Raw genomic sequence first — 19,770 nt, forward strand, 5'->3', positions numbered from 1 at the left:
GTCACCAGCAGTCGGAATGGCGGCGGGTATGAGGCCCGGGGGTGAGCCGTCGACCGGTGAGCAGCTTGTGGTCAGCGTGGCGCTCCTCGTCGTCGACCTGATGGTCGTCGCATATTTGCTGTTCCGCTACGGGATGACGGGCTGGGCTGACACTTATGACAGCGGCAATCCGCCCGATGCGCCCAGGGAGGCGTTGCGGGGAATGTGGCTTCTGGCTGGTGGCGCAGTCGTCACAGGCGGTGGTCTTCTTGTCCGGGGGTGGCGGATTCCGGCCGTCGTTCAACTGGTTGTCCTGGGAGCCGGAGCAGGGCTTGCCTGCTTGTCCGCCTTCGAATAGCGCGCGTCGGCCAGGCAACCTCAACCCACCGCCCTCCCCATGTGGACTGCGGCGCCTGAGTGCGGCGCCCGGATGCACGGTTCCCCGGCCGCGGACGCCCCGTGCCCATAGCGGTGGAGCGCCCTCTCAGCTGCGGGGATGCCTCGGTTCCCGTTCGCGTCCCTTGACGTCACACGCTACTCTCATCGAACAGAAGTTCGATGACACTTTTCGGGGTGATTCGTACGAGACTGACAAAGGGGGTCAGGTTTGGAGGTGCGGCATGGAGGGTTTTACCCATCTGCATGTCGCGTCCGGCTACTCGACCCGCTATGGCGCCTCGCACCCCCGTGACCTGGTGGTCCGTGCCGCCGAGCGCGGCATGGCGGCGCTGGCGCTGACCGATCGGGATGCGGTCACCGGGGCGGTTCGGTTCGCCAAGGCGGCGCTGGAACACGGTGTGCGGCCCGTCTTCGGAGTCGATCTCGCGGTGGAAGCCGAGGGAGCCGCGGGAGCAGTGCAAGCCGCGGAAGCTCTGGGACCTCTGGCGCCGGCCCGACCCGAGCGTTTCCAGCGCCGTCGTACCCCCGTACGCGGTGGAGCCCATGTCCATCAGCCCCCCCTGCGCGTCACCCTGCTCGCACGGGACCGGGTCGGGTGGGCTGCGCTGTGTCGGCTCACCTCCGCGGCCCATGCCCATCCCGTCGCGGGCAGCCCCGTCGTGTCCTGGGAAGCGCTCCGCCGGTACGCGGGCGGTGGTACGGGACTGTTCGCCCTGCTGGGGCCCGTGTCCGAGCCCCTGCGGGCGCTGGCCGGCGGGCGCCAGGATCTCGCCGAGCGGCTGCTCGTCCCCTGGCGTGAGGTCTTCGGGTCCTCGCTGCGGCTGGAAACCGTCTGGCACGGCCATTCCGGTACCGGGGCCGGTTCGCTGCGGCTCGCCGCCCGGACGCTGGGGTTCGGTGGTCGGGTCGGGGTGCCGGTCGTCCTGTCCAATGCCGTTCGTTATGCCGATCCGGCCCAGCATCGGCTCGCCGATGTGCTGGACGCCGCCCGGCTGCTGCGTCCCGTCGACCGGCGCCGGTTGGATTCCGGGGAGCGCTGGCTCAAAGGGCCCGATGCCATGGATGCCGTTGCCGAGCGGATCGCCCGGGCCGCTGGTGACGAGGGCGGGGGCGCCCGACTGCTCGCCGTCACCGCGGACACCGCCGGGGCGTGCCGCTTGGACGTGACGGCCGACCTCGGTCTGAAGCAGCGGCACTTTCCCGAGCCCGCGACCGTCGGGGCGAAGGACGCCGTCGATGCCGCCCGTGTGCTGCGGGAGCGCTGCGAGGCCGGAATGGTTCGCCGGGGGCTCGACGGTGATGAGAAGGCCCGTGCCCGTCTCGAAGAAGAACTGGCCATCATCTCCGAACTGGAGTTCGATACATACTTTCTGACCGTCGCCCAGGTGGTCGCCGATGTGCGGGAGATGGGCGTTCGGGTCGCCGCTCGGGGTTCCGGTGCCGGCAGCATGGTCAACCACGTGCTCCATATCGCCACGGCCAATCCACTGGACCATCGGCTGCTGTTCGAACGCTTTATGTCGCGTCGTAGAAAGGACCTGCCCGATATCGACCTCGATGTGGAGTCGGCCCGTCGGCTCGACGTCTACGACCGGGTGATCGAGCGGTTCGGTCGGGAGCGGGTCGCGATCACCGGGATGCCCGAGACCTATCGGGCCCGCCATGCGCTGCGTGACACGGGGCTCGCCCTCGGCATCGCCCCGGCCGAGGTCGACCGCATTGCAAAATCGTTTCCTCATATTCGGGCGTCGGACATCACGGCTGCCCTCGCCGAGCTGCCCGAGCTACGGCAGTTGGCTGCCGAAGCTGCCCCGTACCGACTGTTGTTCGAGCTCGCCGAGGGTCTGGACGCGCTGCCCCGCGGGATCGCCATGCACCCCTGCGGAGTGATCCTCACCGACTCCACGCTGCTCGACCGGCTCCCCGTCCAGCCCACGCCCACGGGCGGCTACCCGATGGTCCAGGCCGACAAGGAGGACGTTGAAGACCTCGGGATGATCAAGCTGGACATCCTCGGGGTGCGGATGCAGTCCGCGATGGCCCATGCGACCGCCGAGATCGAGCGGGTCACGGGCCGCCGGATCGATCTGGACGATCCCCGCCAGGTGCCGCTGGACGACCACTTCGCCTTCAAGCTGATCCAGGCGTCGGACACCCTCGGCATGTTCCAGTTGGAGTCACCGGGTCAGATGGACCTCCTCAGCCGGCTGCAACCCCGCGACCCGCAGGACGTGATCGCCGATATCAGCCTCTTCCGGCCGGGTCCGGTGGCCGGCGGGATGCCGGAGCAGTACGTCGCCGCCCGCCACGGCCGCCCCGTGTCCAGCCCGCACCCGGATCTTGAACCGATCCTCTCCGACACCTACGGAGTGCTGATCTGGCACGAGCAGATCATCGAGATCTTCCACCGGTTCACCGGCTGCGATCGGGCCTTCGGTGATCTGGCCCGGCGCGCCCTGGGCGACCCGGGCCGGCTGCCGCGGGTCCGCGACTGGTTCCACCGGGAGGCGGGTGCCCGCGGCTACTCGCCGGAAGTGCTCACCGCCGTATGGAAGACCATCGAGGGCTTCGGTGCCTACGGCTTCGCCCGCGCCCACGCGGTCGCCTTCGCCGTACCCGCCCTGCAATCGGCCTGGTTGAAGGCGCACTACCCCGCCGCCCTCTATGCGGGCCTGCTCGAACACGACCCCGGGATGTGGCCCAAGCGCGTCATCGTCGCCGATGCCCGCCGCCACGGCATCGCCGTGCTCCCCGTCGACATCAACCGGTCCGGCGCTGATCACACCGTCGAGAAGGCCCCCGACGGCACCTGGGGCGTACGGCTGTCGCTGTCCGAGGTGCGGGGCATCAGCGGTGACGAGGTCACTCGGATCGCCGCCGCCCGTCCCTACAGTTCACTGTCCGACTTCTGGCAGCGGGCCCGCCCCAGCCGACCGACCGCCGAACGCCTCGCTGACATCGGTGCGTTCGATCCGGTACGCGGTGGGATGACCCGCCGTGACCTGCTGCTCCAGATCGCCGAACTCCACCGCCAGTACCGTGGCCGCCCCCTCGACGACGGCCAGCTCCCCCTCCGTACGGACGAACCGCAGGGCAGGGGAGCCGGTCTGCCGGATATGACGAGCCGGGAGGAGTTGGGCGCCGAACTGCGGGTCCTCGGCATCGATGTCAGCAGGCATCTGATGGACCATCACCATCAGTTGTTGCGGGAGCTCGGCGCCACCGACGCCCGACACCTCTCGGAGTTGCGGGCCGGTGAGAGCGTCCTCGTCGCCGGTGTGCGGGCCGCCACTCAGACCCCGCCCATCGCATCCGGCAAGCGGATCATCTTCGTCACCCTCGACGACGGTTCCGGCATGGTCGACCTGGCCTTCTTCGAGGACAGCCATGACGCCTGCGCCCATACGGTCTTCCACTCCGGGCTGCTGCTGGTGCGCGGCACGGTCCAGCAGCGGGGCGGGCGCAGCTCGGTCGTCGGGACGATGGCATGGGACCTGGAGGCCCTTGCGGTCGCCCGCCGCGATCAGGGCCCGGAGGCGGTCTACCGGCTGCTCGGTCCCGCTGCCGCCCCCGTGGCACGGGCACACCGGGACCGGCGTCCCCAGCGCACGATCGCGCAGGAGACCGGGGCGAGCCTCCATCCCTGGGCCGACCTCCAGCCCGCCGGCGATCTCAAGACGCCCGATCTCACCTCGCTCGGCTACACCAGCCCGGGGAGCGCGGGATGAGCGGCCGGGGCAGTGCACCGCACCCGGGAGCCGGCCCGCAGGGTGCTCGGCACGTTCTGCGCGTCCACTACCACGTGGGGGACCGCTTCCACCCGGTCGGCGGTTCGGACGACTCCGAGCTCTACGGTCGGCTCATCGAACAGCTCCACGGGGTCACTCCGCGGGTCCAGGCGATTCCCCCCACCGCCGCCGACTGCGACATCTCCGGTGCGCTGCGGTACTTCCACCGCGGGCCCTATGAGCTCGCCCAGATGGTCCAGATGCGGATCAGGGCGCTCCATGATGTGGACACCACCCTGGGCCTGGCCAGCAACCGGATGCTGGCCGCCATGGCTGCTGATGCCACCGCACCTGGTGGGATCACCCGACTCCGCCCCGAACCGGAGGCCATTGCCGCGTTTCTCCGTCCGCGTCCAGTCGGTGCGTTGCACGGTGTGGGTCCGGCTCTGGCGGGTCTCCTCGTACGGCACGGGCTGCACACCATCGGCGCGGTTGCCGACACGCCCGTGGGCACCCTGCAACGGCTCCTCGGTCGGACCCAGGGCAGACGGCTCCACGAGCGGGCCCACGGAGTGGACGAACGCCCCGTGACCCCGCAGGCCCCGGCCCGTTCGTTCAGCGCCGATCACGCCTTCGTCCGCGATGAGCTCGATCCCGACCAGCACCGCAGGGCCGTCCTCGCACTCACCGAGCAGTTGGGCGTCCGGCTGCGGTCCCAGGGGCAGATCACGGGCCGGATCACTCTGGTCGTGCGGTACGCAGACGGCTCCGCCACCACCCGTACGCGCACGCTGTCCGAGCCCACCCAGCACGGCATCGCGCTGGTCCGGGTCGGGTACGACCTCTACGAGACATTGGGTCTGCAACGGGCCAGGGTCCGGGGGATCGCCCTGCGCGCCGAGGGACTCAGGCCGGTGGAGCACGCGACGACGCAGCTCACCTTCGACCCCGTCGACGATCGGGCCCGCCGCATCGAGGCGTCGGCGGACCGCGCCCGAGCACGTTTCGGGCCGTGGGCGGTTCGGCCGGGGACGCTCGCGGACGTATGACCCACGGCCCCTGGCAGCGATGTGTGAGCCACGGCCCCGGGTGGTGATCCCGCGCCTCCGGAATCGTTCAGTGGCGGGGGCTCGATGTGAGCCGGGCGGCGGACGCGATGGTGGCGCGCGCCTCGCGTTCGGTCAGACCGGTTCGTACGGCTGCGTGGACGAGCGCCGACGCCAGGGCGCTGCCGATGCCGTTCTCGTACGCGCGACAGGAGGCCCAGAACAGCCGGGCGTTGCGCTGGCCCTCGGGCGCGGCGAGTACGAACTGGACCAGTCCTCGGCCGTGTTGTCGGGAGGGTTGGTTTCCCCCTGTGGGCGCAGGTGCCGGGTGGGGGCGTACGGGAGGTGCGATCAACTGGAGGAGTGCGGTGGGGCAGGGGGCGGGGGAGAGCCCGGCCGTACCGGGGGCGAGTCGATAGGTGCCCTGGGTGGTGACCGAGCCGGGGCCGACCAGATAGCCGCCCGCCCCACGGACGTCGATGCCGGGGGCGATTCGGCTGGCCGAGTTGGGCACGGCGATGTCGGAAGGGCCGGTCAGCCAGAGATGGCGGCCACCGCTCGGAGTGAGGACCGTGATCGTCTCCGGGATCGTGAAGAGGTGGCGCAGCGCCAGGTGGTGGAGCGCGGAGAGGGAATCGGTGGTGGATTCCCGGGTCTCCATCGTGCCCAGCACTTCCATGGCGGCGAGGGCGGCCAGCGAGCGGGTGGAGTTTCTGGAGCCGTTCGGAGAACTGTTCGTCGAGGCGGAGTGCGTCGTTTCCCGGGCATCCGTGGGCTGATGCGGTCGGTTCGACTCCGGTGCACGACTCTCTGCGGAGGCAGTCGTACCCCGGGGGCGCTTCAACTGCTTCACGTCGAGGTCCAAGCCGATCAGATGGTGTGGGGCCCTGCCGCAGGCGATGCCGTACCCCGTGGCCCAGGGGGCTGCGGCGAACAGGGCCCGGATCGCGATCGGATCGACGGTGGCGTCATGGATTCCATGCCCCGACCGTCCGCATTCCCCGCGGCAGTGCGTCGGCTCGGGGCCGTCCCGGTGGGGCGAACGCAGGGCGGGCAGCTTGTTGGGGGAGAGCGGGATGACGGGAAGCCCGCGCTCGGCGGCGAAGAGGGCATGGGCGAGGGCCAGGGCGGCGGTTTGCCGAGCGGTGGTGGCCATGACTCTAGTTTCGTACGAACGTTCGATTAAGGGAAGAGGGGGAGATCGCCCCGGTAGGGACGGAAGCGGTGTGGCTCGTTCCGTGCGCTGACGGGTCGCTCCCGTACACCGACGGCTGTACGTCTCACCCTCATCAGGTCGCGGTCACGGTCACGGTCACGGTCATTGGTCACGGGCGATCGGTACGGGGCGCTGCCGTCGTCGCTCGCGGCCGGGGCGGACCGTACCCGGACCCTCCCGGCGCACGGGGGCACGCGGCTGCTGCGGTCCGTTCGCTGCGGTTTGCCTCCGTGCGCTGGAGTGTCCGTGGTAGCGGAAGGCGAGGTCAGCGGCTGGGAGCAGGTCGGACGTCCGCTCGTGGAACCCGATCCGGGTGGGCTGCCGAGAGTCCTCCCACGGTGTTCCCGGTCGCGGCGGAACCTTCTCTTCCGGGGTGGTGGGACGGTCGACACGCCCAGCCGTGGAGCCGCAACGCTCTTGCAGCGGCCCCGAGAACCAGGTCATCGCCCCTGAGGGTCCCCTCCACCTACAGGAGGTGACCCCGACCATCCCAGTACAACCTGAGAGGGACATGTCTTCACGACCTGTGGCCGATCCTTACGCTGACGCCCGCTCCTAGCGTGGAGCCATGACCACGCCAGTCTGCACAAGCGCTTCGAAGGCTGCCGTGCCGGTGCCTCCGTCGTATGGAGCCGACGCCCGGTATGCGACCCATGCCCGCTACTCGTCGTTCTCGTCGTACGTACGGGCGCGGGGGCCCGTACTGCTGCGCACGGCACGTTCGCTCACCGCCAATCCGAGTGATGCGGAAGACCTCCTCCAGACCGCGCTCACCAAGACCTATGTCGCCTGGGAGCGGATCGAGGACCACCGAGCGCTCGACGGCTATGTCCGTCGAGCCCTCCTCAACACCCGCACCTCACAGTGGCGCAAGCGCAAGGTGGACGAGTTCGCCTGTGACGAACTGCCCGAACCGGACACCGTGCCCGCACCCGACCCCGCGGAGCAGCAGGCCCTGCGCGATGCGATGTGGCGGGCCGTGATGAAACTGCCGGACCGGCAGCGCGCCATGGTCGTCCTCCGGTACTACGAGGACCTCAGCGAAGCGCAGACCGCCGAGGTGCTCGGGGTCTCGGTCGGCACGGTCAAGAGCGCGGTCTCCAGGGCGCTCGGCAAGTTGCGCGAAGACGCGGAGCTGGCGCCGGTGCGCTAGGGCGCCGATGTCATCTGAAGGGGCACCTCGACCCCTTCGGTGCGCCTCCCTCCGGGGTTGCGCGCCCCTGCTCGAACAGCACGGTGAAGGCCCCGTGGCAGTAGTGACATACCACCAGGTATGTGCGCAGAATCTGCACACCGTTACTGCCACGTAGCGCCAGCGCCCACCAGGAGGACGCCGTGCTGAGCACCATGCAGGACATACCGCTGACCGTCACCCGAATCCTGCGCCATGGGATGATCGTCCATGGGAAGTCGCAGGTCACGACGTGGACGGGGGAGTCCGAACCGCAGCGCCGCACCTTCGCAGAGGTGGGTGGACGCGCGACGCAGTTGGCTCATGCGCTCCGTGACCGACTCGGGGTCGACGCCGATCAGCGGGTTGCGACCCTCATGTGGAACAACAGCGAGCACGTCGAGGCGTACCTGGCCGTCCCCTCGATGGGAGCCGTGCTCCACACCCTCAACCTCCGGCTGCCGGCCGAGCAACTCGTCTGGATCATCAACCACGCGGCTGACCGTGTCGTCATCGTCAACGGTTCGCTCCTTCCGCTCCTCGCGCCCCTCCTGCCGCACCTGCCGACGATCGAGCACATCGTCGTCGCGGGTCCGGGCGACCGTTCCCCGCTCGCCGGGGCGAACGCCCAGGTCCACGAGTACGAGGAACTCATCGCCGACCGACCCACCAGCTTCGACTGGCCCGAACTCGACGAGCGCACCGGAGCCGCCCTCTGCTACACCTCGGGCACCACGGGCGACCCCAAGGGCGTCGTCTACTCCCATCGGTCCATCTATCTGCACTCGATGCAGGTCAACATGGCCGAGGCGATGGGCCTCACCGATCGCGACACCACCCTGATCGTGGTCCCGCAGTTCCACGTCAACGCCTGGGGCCTCCCGCACGCCACCTTCATGACCGGCGTCAACATGCTGATGCCGGACCGCTTCCTCCAGCCCGCCCCCCTCGCCGAGATGATCGAGCGGGAACGGCCCACGCACGCCGCGGCCGTCCCCACCATCTGGCAGGGGCTGTTGGCCGAGATCACCGCGAGGCCCCGAGACATCAGCTCCATGAAGCAGGTCACCATCGGCGGCTCGGCCTGTCCGCCCGCGCTGATGGAGGCGTACGACCGGTTGGGCGTTCGGCTCTGTCACGCCTGGGGCATGACCGAGACCTCACCGCTCGGCACGATGTCGCACCCTCCCGCCGGGCTGACGCCCGAGGAGGAGTGGTCCTACCGCATCACGCAGGGCCGCTTTCCGGTCGGCGTCGAGCCCCGACTGGTCGGCCCGTCCGGCGACATCCTGCCCTGGGACGGCACGTCGGCCGGTGAGCTGGAGGTCCGTGGGCCCTGGATCGCGGGTGCGTACTACGGGGGCGCGGGCGGCGAGGATTTCAAGCCCGCGGACAAGTTCAGCGAGGACGGCTGGCTGAAGACGGGAGATGTGGGGGTCATCTCCCCGGGCGGCTATCTGACCCTGACCGACCGGGCCAAGGACGTGATCAAGTCCGGCGGCGAGTGGATCTCCAGCGTGGAACTGGAGAACGCCCTGATGGCCCATCCAGAGGTGGCCGAGGCGGCCGTGGTGGCCGTACCGGACGAGAAGTGGGGCGAGCGCCCGTTGGCGACGGTCGTCCTCAAGGAGGGGGCGACCGTCGGATACGCGGAGTTGAAGGAGTTCCTCGCCGAGACCGTGCCCAGGTGGCAACTGCCCGAGCGGTGGGCGGTGATCGCGGCGGTCCCCAAGACGAGCGTGGGCAAGTTCGACAAGAAGGTGCTCCGCCGTCAGTACGCGGACGGCGCGCTGGACGTCTCCGAGGCGTAGCCGGCCCTCGCTCGTCGGGTTCGCACCGGCCGGCCCTCGCGGGAGTATCCGCGGGGGCCGGTGTGCCGGGCCGTTCACGCCCGGCCCGGCTGGAAGGATCGCCCGCTGGGTCCGGGGGCGCGAGCCCCTGTCACGCTTTAAAGCCCGCACACCCCTCAGTTCGTACCGATCTTCGCCAGGAGGTCCACGATGCGCGCCTGCACCTCACTGCTCGTCGACCGCTCCGCGAGGAACAGCACCGTCTCGCCCGAGGAGAGCCGGGGCAGATCGGCCCGGTTGAGGCCCGCCGACGTGTAGACGACCAGAGGAGTGCGGTTCAGTTGGCCGTTCGCCCGGAGCCAGTCGATGATCCCCGCCCGGCGGCGACGGACCTGCATCAGATCCATGACCACCAGATTCGGCCGCATCTGGGCCGCGAGCGTGACGGCGTCCGTGTCCGCGCCCGCGCGGGCGACCTGCATCCCCCGCCGTTCCAGGGTCCCCGTCAGCGCGAGGGCGATCTCCTCGTGTTCCTCGATCAGCAGCACCCGCGGAGGGTGCTGCTCGCTGTCCCTCGGTGCCAGCGCCTTGAGCAGGATGGCCGGATCGGCGCCGTAGGCGGCCTCCCGGGTCGCCTGTCCGAGACCGGCCGTCACCAACACCGGCACCTCGGCGGCGACGGCCGCCTGCCGCAGGGACTGGAGGGCGGTACGGGTGATGGGACCGGTCAGCGGGTCGACGAAGAGGGCCGCGGGGAACGCCGCGATCTGCGCATCCACCTCTTCCCGCGAGTGCACCACGACCGGGCGGTAGCCCCGCTCGCTCAACGCCTGCTGGGTCGAGACGTCCGGGGCCGGCCACACCAGCAGCCGTCGCGGGTTGTCCAGCGGCTCGGGCGGCAACTCGTCGTCCACGGGGTGGGGGTGCGGGCGGTTCGCCACCTCGACGGCGCCACCGGGACCGTCCAGCGGCTCGGGCCCTTCGGCACCCTCGACCGGTGCCCCTATCGCATACGCGCGTCCCTCTGACCGCTCGACAGGGCGCCGGGTGCCCGGCTGAGCAGGCGCGGGGTGCTGCCGTGCGGACGGCTCCGACCGCTCACCCTCCGGGGGCGTACCCAGTTTGCGGCGCCGGCCCGAACCGAGGCCCTGGCCGCCCTGCTTGTCGGAGTGGGGCTTGGGCTCGCCGGGCTGCTGGTCCGACTCGGGCGGCGGGGTGAGGGACACGCCCTGCCCGAGCGTACGCACGCTGAACGCCCGCCCCTGTGAGGCGTCCGCGGGCAGCGGGGCCTCCGCGGGCAGGGGCTGTGCGATGGACTGAGGTCCCGCGGAGTGGGGCGCCACGTGCTGTGAACCGGACGACTGCGATCCGGACGGCTGCGAACCGGACGACTGGGGCCCGGACGGCTGCGAACCGGTCTGCGCCGGCACGGTCGGAGACTGCCCGGCCTTCGGCGTGCCCATGGCCTCGGCGGCACTGCCGGACGGTTCGACGTTGGGCGACGACAGGGCTGGCGACCCGGTGTTCTGCCCGGGCACCCGGGCCTGCCCGCGCGCGGTCTCGTCCGCCGCTGCCGCGTGCTCCCCGGTCGCATCGGCGGGCACGGCGGTGAAGGCCGTACCCATCGCCCCCGGCTCGTGCCAGCCCTGGGGCTGCGCCAACTCGGCGGCACGACGCCTCCCCGTCGGCACCGGGTGCTGCTGCGGCGGAGTGTGTCCGGCGGTCGGATCCGCCCGTACGAGTTCGTGCTGACCGGCCGGCGAGACATCCGGCTGTCCCTGCCCCGCAGGCAGTCGATCGGCTTCGGCCGGCGGCAGCGCGAACGCCGTACGCACGCCTTCCGGGGCCCCCGGCGTCTCCGCGGGTGCGGGTGCGAGCGCCCGCCGAGCACGTCGGCCGCTCGGCGTCACCTCGGCCCCGCCGGGCAACTGACGCGCACCCGTGGGCAACTCGTGCATCGCGCCCTGCGGCCTGCGCTGAAGCCCCTGGGCGTCGACGGGCACGCCCTGCGGCGGCACCGTCTGCCCGAACGCGGGACGCCCGGTCGACGCGGCACCCTCGGCCGCCGTGACCACGGAACCCTCGGCCGGCCTACCGCTTCCCGCGGCCACCACGACGGCACCCTCGGCGGAGCTGGGCCGTCCACGTCGCCGCCCGGTCCCGTCGCCGCCGTTCGTCTCACCGTCGCCCGAGGGACCACCGGAGTCCTGGGCGGGGATCGCGCCCTGTGCACCAGCCGACGGCAGCTGGGGTTGGTCCAGATGGGCCCTGCGTCGACCCGTGGGCGGTTCGGCGGGCGACTCATCGGCGCCCTGGGCCGCCAGAGGGCTCTCCAGGAACGCATCGGTCGAGCCCCTGCGCGCCCGCCGACGTCCACCTCCCGAGGTCTCCGACGACATCTGCTGCTCAGGCAGGGCGACTTCGCCCCCGGCCGTGCCGTCGTCGGGAACCGCGGCAACGGGGTCCGCGACCGGCGGCACCGGCACCGTCCCCGTGCCCTCGCCCAGCGGCACCTCCAGCACATAGGCGCTACCGGCAGTGCCCGGCACCTCATGCGTCTGGAGCACCCCGCTGTGCGCCTGGACGATGCCCCGCACGATCGGCTGGTGCACCGGGTCGCCGCCGGAGAACGGGCCCCGCACCTCGATCCGTACGACCTCTCCGCGCTGCGCCGCCGCGACGACCACCGTGGTGTCCACATAGCCGCCGTCGGGCAGCAGGCGGGCCTTGCCGGTGGAGTCCACCCCGGCCACATCAGCGATCAGATGGGCCAGTGCGGTCGCCAGCCGAACGGCGTCCACCTCGACCTCCATCGGCGGAGCGTGCACCGCGAACTGCACCCGGCCGGGGCCGATCAGCTCCACCGCGCCCTCGACACCGGCTGCGACCACTCCGTCCAACTGGGCCGGGCCCTTGTAGAGGCGCTCCACGCCCGCGTCCAACCGCTGGAAGCCGAGGACGTTGTCGATGAGCGTCGTCATCCGGGCGTATCCGGCGGCCAGGTGGTGCAGGATCTGGTTGGCCTCCGGCCACAGCTGCCCGGCCGGATCGGCGGCCAGCGTGCCAAGCTCGGAGCGGAGCTCCTCCAGCGGGCCCCGCAGCGAACCGCCGAGCACCGCCGTCAGCTGCTCGTGGTTGGCCGCCAGTTCCAGATAACGCTCGTCCCGCCGCTCGATCTCCGAGGTGTACCGCTCCGCCTTGTCCGCCAGCTCGGTCGTGAACTGCTCGGTGGTGTCCGCGAGCTCCCCGGTCAGCCGCTCGGTGGTCTCCGCGAGCTTCTTCTCCAGCTCCTCGGTGGTGCCGGCCAACTCGTCCGCGTGGGCCTTCTCCAACTCCTCGTAAGGCCGTCGGTCCGTGAAGGTCATGACGGCGCCGACCAACTGGTCCCCGTCGCGCACCGGAGCGGTGGTCAGGTCCACCGGCACCCGCGAGCCGTCCTTCGCCCACAGCACCTGCCCCCGCACCCGGTGCTTGCGCCCCGACTTCAAGGTGTCCGCCAACGGCGACTCGGCGTACGGGAAGGGCTTGCCGTCCTCACGCGAGTGCAGGATCAGCGGATGGAGCTCCTGGCCGCCGAGGTCGCTGGCACGGAAGCCGAGGATCTGGGCCGCCGCCGGATTGACGAGCACGACCCGGCCGTCGGTGTCCGTCCCGACCACACCTTCGGCCGCGGCCCGCAGGATCATCTCGGTCTGCCGCTGGGAACGCGCGAGTTCGGCTTCCGTGTCCACGGTCCCCGAGAGATCGCGCACGACGAGCATCAGCAGTTCGTCACCGGTGTAGCTGGCGCTGTGCATGTCGTACGCCTTGCGCCCGTCCTCAAGACTGGCGCTCGTGACCTCGACCGGGAACTCCCCGCCGTCGGTGCGCCGGGCGACCATGCGCGTCGGCTTGGTGCGACCCCGCTTGTCGGCGGCCTCCGGCCGGCGCATCGAGCCGGGAATCAGCCGTGAGTCGAACGCGGGCAGCAGATCGAGCAGCCCGCGCCCGACGAGCGCGGTGCCCGGGGTCTCGAACAACTCCAGGGCGATGGTGTTGGCGTTGACGACCGTGCCATTGCAGTTGACGAGCACCAAGCCGTCGGGAAGTGCGTCGAGTATTGCCGCGAGGCGAGCAGCGCCTCGGGATGGCCTGCTGCTCACGACGACGGTTCCTCCCTGACCTACAGCGTGTGTAAGGGACAGCCGGTTCCCGGCGTGCTGCCCGGGTCTCCGCCTGTCACAGGAGGGAGTCTAAAGGCAGCAGATGAGAGAGGGGCGGTGGATCGGTGGGAGGGCTGCTCGATGTTTCGTGTACATGCCGTGACCACAGCACTGTCACCTGGTGCTGGGCAGTACGGGCTCCATGGCTCGCCACCGGGAGATTTCACATCCGTCGGTCCGGCTGAACACGGCGTCCACGGGCCGGCCGTGCCAGGTTCCGGTCACCCGGGCGGTGGCAGGACCCCCCGACTGCTGGGTGCACATCTGCCCTTGGGGCACCGGAGCGAAGGGGTTGCTCCCCTCCCGGGCGATCTGGTCGAGTCGGGAGCAGGCGCGCTCGGCCGCGGGGTGCGTGCCGCCCGCGCCGCCCAAGGGTGAGCACTCCAACTCGTACCGGCCGTCCGCACGCGTGTACCCCGTTTCGGAGACGACCACGGTGAGCCGATCGGCCTCTGGGGAGATCAGCGGGGAAGAGAGCAGCGGCAGCGGGAAGGGCAGCGTGGTGGCTCCCGCGACGGGTACCGCGGCGATGAGCGCGGCGGCCGACGTGGTTGCGGTGAGGATGATGCGACGCAGCATGGACGCTCCTGGATCTCGGTCGAGGGGCGGCGCCCGCGACGATCCCCGCCGATCCGACGACGGACTGACGCCCGTGCCGCCGACCTCGGCGAGGGTCACCGCGCAGGAACCGTCCGCGTCAGCCGCGCACGGTCCCCGGCCGGGGCGGGTGCCCCGGCGTCCCCAACGCTTCTAACGCTCAGCGCGCCCACGCGTTGCGCAACCCGGCCGCGGCCGACCGTGCGCGTCCACCGGCCGGGCCAGCGCTTTGCCCTGTGGTCGACCTGGCTAGTACCGTGGTCCGCGATTGGTGACACCGCGCTCGTCTGTGTCATCATCTGCACACCACTCGCGCGATGTGAGTGTGCTGGAGGCGTCGCCTAGTCCGGTCTATGGCGCCGCACTGCTAATGCGGTTTGGGTCTTAAAGCCCATCGAGGGTTCAAATCCCTCCGCCTCCGCCAGCTGGATCACAGAAGCCCCGTCCATCAGGACGGGGCTTCTCTGCTGCCGACGAAGATCACCCGCCCGCCTCCCGTCCTGCTCCCCCGCGGACTGCCACTAGCTCGCCCAATCAGCACATTTCCGCAGGTCAGCAGGTGTTCACCTAATGGATTTCACCTGACGGCGCAGGTCATGTAATGTTGTTCCCGCAACGCCGACCGGCCGAAAAGAACCGGAAAGCCAAGCACTCGTAGCTTAACGGATAGAGCATCTGACTACGGATCAGAAGGTTGCAGGTTCGAATCCTGCCGAGTGCACACAGGTGAGAGCCCCGCTGGATCATTCCAGCGGGGCTCTTTCGTTGCCGTACCGCAGCGAAGTACCGCAACCGTGTCAGCCGGTGGTGCCACCCATGGCTTCGGACAGCTTGCCGATCGCTTCCCGCACCTCCTCTTCGCTGGCTTCGGCGTAGACCTCCCCATGTCAATGCGCGGCGGATGACGCGCGGCCGTTGATTCCCAAGCTCGGGGCGTATGTCCCCGGCGCGGAGGAGCAGGAACGTCATCGGCACAGGCGGCACCAAGCCCTCATGCTCCACTTTGAGCTGGGGAAAGCTGGACCCCTCACTCGTGTGGCCGTGCGTCGTCTTCTCCCCGGATGCGCGGCAAGAGTGGGCACTACACGCTGGATATCCAGCGTTCTGCGCCCCCCCAGGAGGGTTGACCCGATATGACCACGACCAGTCAGGCCAAGCAGCAGCAGCAGCAGCAGTCAGTCAGCCAGGTTCTCGATGAGATCAGCACGCCTGACTACTTCGGTCGCGCGCTGCTCTCCACGATTCTCCGCGAGGCTTCCAGCAAGCTTCGTAGCGGAGAGGGCGACAGCGACCACGTGGAGTTGTCCACAAAGGTCGTGGTCTCCTTCACAGAACCAACCATGCGTTCCGACGGCTTCTGCTTCCACACTGATCACGTCTGGATCTGCGTATTCCCGGAGTAGCCTCGGTCTGGGCATGCCGCGAACGGTACGACTCAGCCAGGAATGCCGGATGCGCAGGTCATCAAGGTTGGAGTCTGCCTGCCGCAACTCCAGTTCTCTAGCGTCCTGTTCATCTCTAGGACGGAACTGCGGGACATTGACCCGCCCGCGGTGGGTCGAGTCTCCTTCGCCCGTACCGCAACGGAGTACAGCAGCCGTGTCAGCCGGTGGTGGTGCCCTTGGTGGGTGGGGTTCGCCGATGCAGGGCAGGGCGGTGCTAGGTGTTTGCCGTGAACAGGACCGCTCGGCGGGTCTTTGCGGCCAGGGTGAAGAGGTCCCGTACCTCCGTCAGGCCCTCGCGCGCCCAGGGGAAGTCGCCGTGCAGGCCCAGGGCGGAGAACGTCCCCCGCAGCCAGCCCTCTTCCACGTCCGCCAGGGCGTCCGCCGTCAGGGGGACCTGGTCCGGGGGGATCAGGCGGGTCAGATAGGGGCTGCCGTCGGTGAGGGGTCGGCCGCCGAGGATCGCGTACCGCAAGGGGGTGGGGCCAGTCATCAGACAGCGGTGCAGCGACTCCCAGGTCCGGTCGGTGTCAGCCAGCCAAGGGGACTCCCATTCCTCGTCGATGCGCGCCACGTACGAGGTGACGTCGGCTCCGTTCGACCGTGTCAGGCGGTGGGCGTCCTCGGCGGGGATGGCGAAGTGTCGGCCCAGGCCCGTGACCTGGAGGGGGCGGATGTTGCTGTCGGATGTGGCCACTTCGTCCAGCATCGCCCGGCAGAGTTCTCTGATCAGCAGGTTCGTGTCGAGGTGTTCAGTGGACATGGACTGCTCCTGACAGCTGTGGCTTGCCGCGCGGGACCAGGGCGACGCAGAGGGCCGCGCTGATCGCCGCGGTCACGGCGAGGAGGGTGTACGCGCCGGTGAACCCGGCGGACGTGCCCTGGGCGATGCCGGTGGCCGCCGCCGTCGACACCATGGCCACGCCGACCGAACCGCCGACCTCGTGGAAGGTGTTGACCACTCCGGACGCGAGTCCCGCTTCCTCTTGGCCGACCATCGCGAGCGCGGTCGTGGTCGCGGTCACGAACACCGCTCCGACGCCGAGCGAGGCCACGGCGAGGCCCGGCAGCAGGGTGACGTAGACGTTCGCGGCCGTCGGGGCGAACGTCAGCAGGGTGCTTCCGGCCGTTGCGACGGTCAGGGCGCCCACCGCGCTCGCCCGGCTGCCGATCCGGCCGACCAGGCGTGACCCCAGATGGGCGCCCACTCCGACGGCCACCGCCACGGGGAGGAACATCAGTCCGGTCTCCATCGGGCTGAAGCCCCGCGCGTGCTGGAGGTGGACGGAGCTGAGGAAGAAGTAGGAGATCAGCAGGGCGGTCGCGATCAGCATGAGGAACGATCCCGCCACCACCGGGCGGCGGGTCAGCATCCTGAGATCCATCAGCGGTTCCGCGGTCGACCGTTCGACGGCGGCGAACGCCCCGTACAGTGCGGCGGCTCCCAGCAGGGACAGCAGCGTCAGCGGGTCACTCCAGCCGCTGTCACCCGCCCTGACCAGGCCGTATATCAGTGCTCCCGTTGCGGTGGTGACCAGCAGTGCACCGGGGACGTCCAGTCGGACGGGCCTCGGTGCCTTGGCGGGTACCAGCGTGGGCAGGGTGGCGAGCAGGGCGATGCCGACGGGGACGTTGACGTAGAAGACCCAGGGCCAGCCCGGCCCGCCGGTCAAGGCGCCGCCGAGGAGTACGCCAGCTGCCGAGCCGGTGCCGCCGATCGCCGCCCAGACCCCGAGGGCCTTGTTGCGCTCCGCGCCGTGGAATGCGGTGGTCACGATCGCGAGGGCGGCGGGGGAGAGCAGGGCCGCGCCCACTCCTTGGGCCACGCGTCCGCCGATGAGGGCGGGCGCGTTCTGGGCGAGTCCGGTGACCAGGGATGCGGCGGTGAAGATCGCCAGCCCCGCGAGCAGGGTGCGGCGCGCGCCGAGGGCGTCGGCGAGTCGGCCGCCGAGCAGCATCAGTCCGCCGAAGCAGAGGGTGTACGAGGTGACGACCCAGGTCAGTGTGGCCCGGTCGAGTGCGAGGTCCGCGGCCATGTCGGGCAGGGCCACGTTCACCACGGTGACATCGAGGACCAGCATGAACTGGGCGACGCAGATGAGGGCGAGCGCGGTCCAGCGCCTGGGGTCCGGGGGCGGGTGGTCGCGGTCGGGGTGCGTGGGGTGGGCGGGGGCGCAGGGCACGGTTGCTCCTCGTTCGGGAGTCGGGCCGCGGCTGCGGCTGACCGAATAAGTGAACCGTACAGTTCAGTACAGATGAACTCAACAGTTCAGTTCAGATGTGGATTAGGCTCGTCAGCCATGAGCGTGGACAAGGACAAGAGCCCGCAGCGGCCTGCGCCCAGCGGTCCCCGTGCCGATCGCAAGCGCAAGGCCATCGTCAAGGCGGCCCGGGACCTCTTCCTGACGGAGGGGTTCGGCGTCGGCATGGACGCCATCGCCGCCGAGGCCGGTGTCTCCAAGGTCACCGTCTACAACCACTTCGGCAGCAAGGAATCCCTGTTCACCGCCGTGGTGGCGGGCGCGCTCGATGAACCCGTGCAACAGGACTCGGCCGCGCCGCTGACTCGGCTCGCCGATGCGGAAGACCTTCGTCCGGCGTTTGTCGATGCCGCGCGGTCATGGATCGAAGCCGTACGCAACGACCGCGAGGTCGCCGCCCTGCGCACGCTCGTCGCCGCTGAACTGCACCGCTTCCCGGAACTGGGGAAGGCCTGGCACCGCGACACACCCAGCGGTCATCACCCCGTGGTCGCGAACACCCTCCGGGCACTCGCCGACCAGGGCAGGCTCGACATCCCCGATCTGGAGGTCGCCACGCTCCAGTTGTACGCCCTGCTGGTCCATCCGCACATGGTGTTCGGCCACTACGGCACGGTCATGGACGACGATCTCACCGAGCGACTGCTGATCAGCGGCGTCGACATGTTCCTGGGCCAGTACGCTCGGGGCTGAGCACCCCGCGCCGAGCTGCCTGGAGGCCGGCCTGGAAGCGCGTACGGGCCCCCAACATGTCCATGATCCGCCGCATCCGGCGCTCCACCGTGCGCTGGGCGACTCCCAGTCGGCGGGCGATGGCCTGGTCCGTCAGACCTGATGCGGACAGGGCGAGCAGGCGTTCGTCCTCGTGGGACAGTCCATCGAGCGGACTGCCCTCCTCCGGGTGCGGCGGTGCCGCACGTTCCCACAACAACGCATGCAGGGCGACGAGTCCGTCCAGCAGCGTGGACGGCCGTACGACCAGAGCATCGCCGGACCCGTCCAGGGCGACGACTGCGATCCGACGGTCCGCGATCACCAGGTTCAACGGCGCCTCCACCAGCGCACGGCTCTCCTCGCGCCGATCGGACCGCACGTCCGCGATGCGCCGGTCGTGGATCGTACGACGACGCACGGCCGCCGGAGCCGGCTCGTACGGTACGGCGTACGGGGGTCGGTCCACGATGAGCAACTCCCTCCGGGCTGAGCGCTGGACCCGTGCCACCTGGTGCGCCAGTTGCTCCGATCCGCTGACCAGCCGGAGTGCGGGCCCACTGTCCCCGCTGTTGACGTGGCGCTGGGCCGCGGAGCGGAAGGCGTCCCCGAGGGCCGCGGCCGACAGCCTGGCCCGTTCGAGCTCTCCTCGACGCTGAAGCGCCAGCACCTCGACGGTCGCATCGGGGGGCGCGGGGTTGAACCGCACCGGGCGGCCGGCGATCCGGGTGAGCATGCCGCGCCGCTCCAGGGCGCGGACGCGGCGGCGCACCCGGGCCGCGTCCCAGCCGGTGGCGGCGGCGAGTTCGGCGATGGTGGCGCGGGGGCGCGTCAACAGCGCCCGGTAGAGCCGTTCCTCGTCGGCGGGGACCCCGAGGCCGGCCAGCAGTCGATCCGGAACGCCGACGATGTCCGCGCTGCCCGTCACTGCGCCTCCTGAGGCTGATGGGGTACTGACGGTAGGGCGCCACCCCTGAGAGGTACAGACCTGTGTCGGAGCTGGGTCGGGGTGCGGGAGCAGCCTTCCGGTGGGTCCGACAGGCCCGTGGACGAGGCTGGATCGGGTGGGCGTTCGACGGCGCTGGTGAGGTGGGTGGTGAAGGGGTGGGTCGGGGTGCGGACCCGTCGTGCCCGGGGTGTCGGTAAGGCGACAGTGGCGGACATCCGGCGTCCCGACCCCTTCCGGTTTGGTCCAGACCAAATACCGTCGAAGTTTGTCATGTACGCC

The 19,770-nt window shown here is 70.2% G+C and carries 13 protein-coding genes and 2 tRNA genes; 9 read left to right on the forward strand and 6 right to left on the reverse strand.

Annotation, left to right across the window (positions count from 1 at the left end; all coding sequences use genetic code 11):
- The first annotated feature begins 28 nt into the window (after nucleotides 1-28).
- The 3 genes from ABZ348_RS10655 (at nucleotide 29) to ABZ348_RS10665 (ending at nucleotide 5,155) form a co-directional block, all read left to right on the forward strand.
- Nucleotides 29-337 carry a DUF6234 family protein gene (locus tag ABZ348_RS10655; RefSeq protein WP_358931636.1) on the forward strand — a complete coding sequence of 103 codons (309 nt, stop codon included), beginning with the start codon at nucleotides 29-31 and terminating at the stop codon, nucleotides 335-337.
- A gap of 262 nt (nucleotides 338-599) precedes the next feature.
- Complete coding sequence (locus ABZ348_RS10660) at nucleotides 600-4,106, forward strand: DNA polymerase III subunit alpha (protein WP_358931419.1); 3,507 nt, start codon at nucleotides 600-602, stop codon at nucleotides 4,104-4,106.
- The gene (locus ABZ348_RS10665; protein WP_358931421.1) at nucleotides 4,103-5,155 is read left to right on the forward strand and encodes a hypothetical protein; all 1,053 of its coding nucleotides are present in this window, start codon (nucleotides 4,103-4,105) and stop codon (nucleotides 5,153-5,155) included. Before ABZ348_RS10660 ends, ABZ348_RS10665 begins: the two co-directional genes overlap by 4 nt.
- 67 nt (nucleotides 5,156-5,222) lie before the next feature.
- On the opposite strand, the gene ABZ348_RS10670 is transcribed toward ABZ348_RS10665, so the two are convergent.
- Complete coding sequence (locus ABZ348_RS10670) at nucleotides 5,223-6,308, reverse strand: bifunctional DNA primase/polymerase (protein ID WP_358931423.1); 1,086 nt, start codon at nucleotides 6,306-6,308, stop codon at nucleotides 5,223-5,225.
- A gap of 628 nt (nucleotides 6,309-6,936) precedes the next feature.
- On the opposite strand from ABZ348_RS10670, the gene ABZ348_RS10675 reads away from it, so the two are divergent.
- Together ABZ348_RS10675 and ABZ348_RS10680 are read left to right on the forward strand one after the other, a co-directional pair.
- Nucleotides 6,937-7,521 carry a SigE family RNA polymerase sigma factor gene (locus tag ABZ348_RS10675; protein ID WP_329021098.1) on the forward strand — a complete coding sequence of 195 codons (585 nt, stop codon included), beginning with the start codon at nucleotides 6,937-6,939 and terminating at the stop codon, nucleotides 7,519-7,521.
- Nucleotides 7,522-7,703: 182 nt separating this feature from the next.
- A complete protein-coding gene (locus ABZ348_RS10680; RefSeq protein ID WP_358931425.1) occupies nucleotides 7,704-9,350 on the forward strand; it encodes a long-chain fatty acid--CoA ligase in 1,647 nt (548 codons plus the stop codon).
- 155 nt (nucleotides 9,351-9,505) lie between these two features.
- On the opposite strand, the gene ABZ348_RS10685 is transcribed toward ABZ348_RS10680, so the two are convergent.
- Nucleotides 9,506-13,471, reverse strand: coding sequence for a PAS domain-containing protein (locus tag ABZ348_RS10685; RefSeq protein WP_358931427.1), 3,966 nt, complete (start codon nucleotides 13,469-13,471; stop codon nucleotides 9,506-9,508).
- Nucleotides 13,472-13,645: 174 nt separating this feature from the next.
- Nucleotides 13,646-14,110 carry an SSI family serine proteinase inhibitor gene (locus ABZ348_RS10690; protein ID WP_358931429.1) on the reverse strand — a complete coding sequence of 155 codons (465 nt, stop codon included), beginning with the start codon at nucleotides 14,108-14,110 and terminating at the stop codon, nucleotides 13,646-13,648.
- Nucleotides 14,111-14,458: 348 nt separating this feature from the next.
- On the opposite strand from ABZ348_RS10690, the gene ABZ348_RS10695 reads away from it, so the two are divergent.
- The 3 genes from ABZ348_RS10695 (at nucleotide 14,459) to ABZ348_RS10705 (ending at nucleotide 15,531) form a co-directional block, all read left to right on the forward strand.
- Nucleotides 14,459-14,552: transfer RNA gene (locus ABZ348_RS10695), tRNA-Ser, on the forward strand.
- Nucleotides 14,553-14,776: 224 nt separating this feature from the next.
- Nucleotides 14,777-14,849: transfer RNA gene (locus ABZ348_RS10700), tRNA-Arg, on the forward strand.
- 412 nt (nucleotides 14,850-15,261) lie between these two features.
- Nucleotides 15,262-15,531 (forward strand): hypothetical protein, encoded by a 270-nt coding sequence (locus tag ABZ348_RS10705; RefSeq protein ID WP_358931431.1) that lies wholly within the window; start codon nucleotides 15,262-15,264, stop codon nucleotides 15,529-15,531.
- Between the two features lie 256 nt (nucleotides 15,532-15,787).
- Here ABZ348_RS10705 and ABZ348_RS10710 read toward each other — a convergent pair whose 3' ends face one another.
- Nucleotides 15,788-16,333, reverse strand: coding sequence for a DUF1877 family protein (locus ABZ348_RS10710; RefSeq protein ID WP_358931433.1), 546 nt, complete (start codon nucleotides 16,331-16,333; stop codon nucleotides 15,788-15,790).
- Entirely contained in the window at nucleotides 16,323-17,753 is a 1,431-nt protein-coding gene (locus tag ABZ348_RS10715; protein ID WP_358931435.1) for a DHA2 family efflux MFS transporter permease subunit, read from the reverse strand. Before ABZ348_RS10715 ends, ABZ348_RS10710 begins: the two co-directional genes overlap by 11 nt.
- Before the next feature lie 117 nt (nucleotides 17,754-17,870).
- Between ABZ348_RS10715 and ABZ348_RS10720 the strand changes: the two genes are divergently transcribed.
- The gene (locus ABZ348_RS10720; RefSeq protein WP_358931437.1) at nucleotides 17,871-18,524 is read left to right on the forward strand and encodes a TetR/AcrR family transcriptional regulator; all 654 of its coding nucleotides are present in this window, start codon (nucleotides 17,871-17,873) and stop codon (nucleotides 18,522-18,524) included.
- Here the strand turns inward: ABZ348_RS10720 and ABZ348_RS10725 are convergent.
- Complete coding sequence (locus ABZ348_RS10725; RefSeq protein WP_358931439.1) at nucleotides 18,481-19,470, reverse strand: helix-turn-helix domain-containing protein; 990 nt, start codon at nucleotides 19,468-19,470, stop codon at nucleotides 18,481-18,483. The two genes, ABZ348_RS10720 and ABZ348_RS10725, sit on opposite strands and share 44 nt — an antisense overlap.
- Nucleotides 19,471-19,770 lie beyond the last annotated feature (300 nt).

Origin of the sequence: Streptomyces sp. NPDC005963, assembly GCF_040638655.1 — a bacterium.
Taxonomy (GTDB): Bacteria; Actinomycetota; Actinomycetes; order Streptomycetales; family Streptomycetaceae; genus Streptomyces.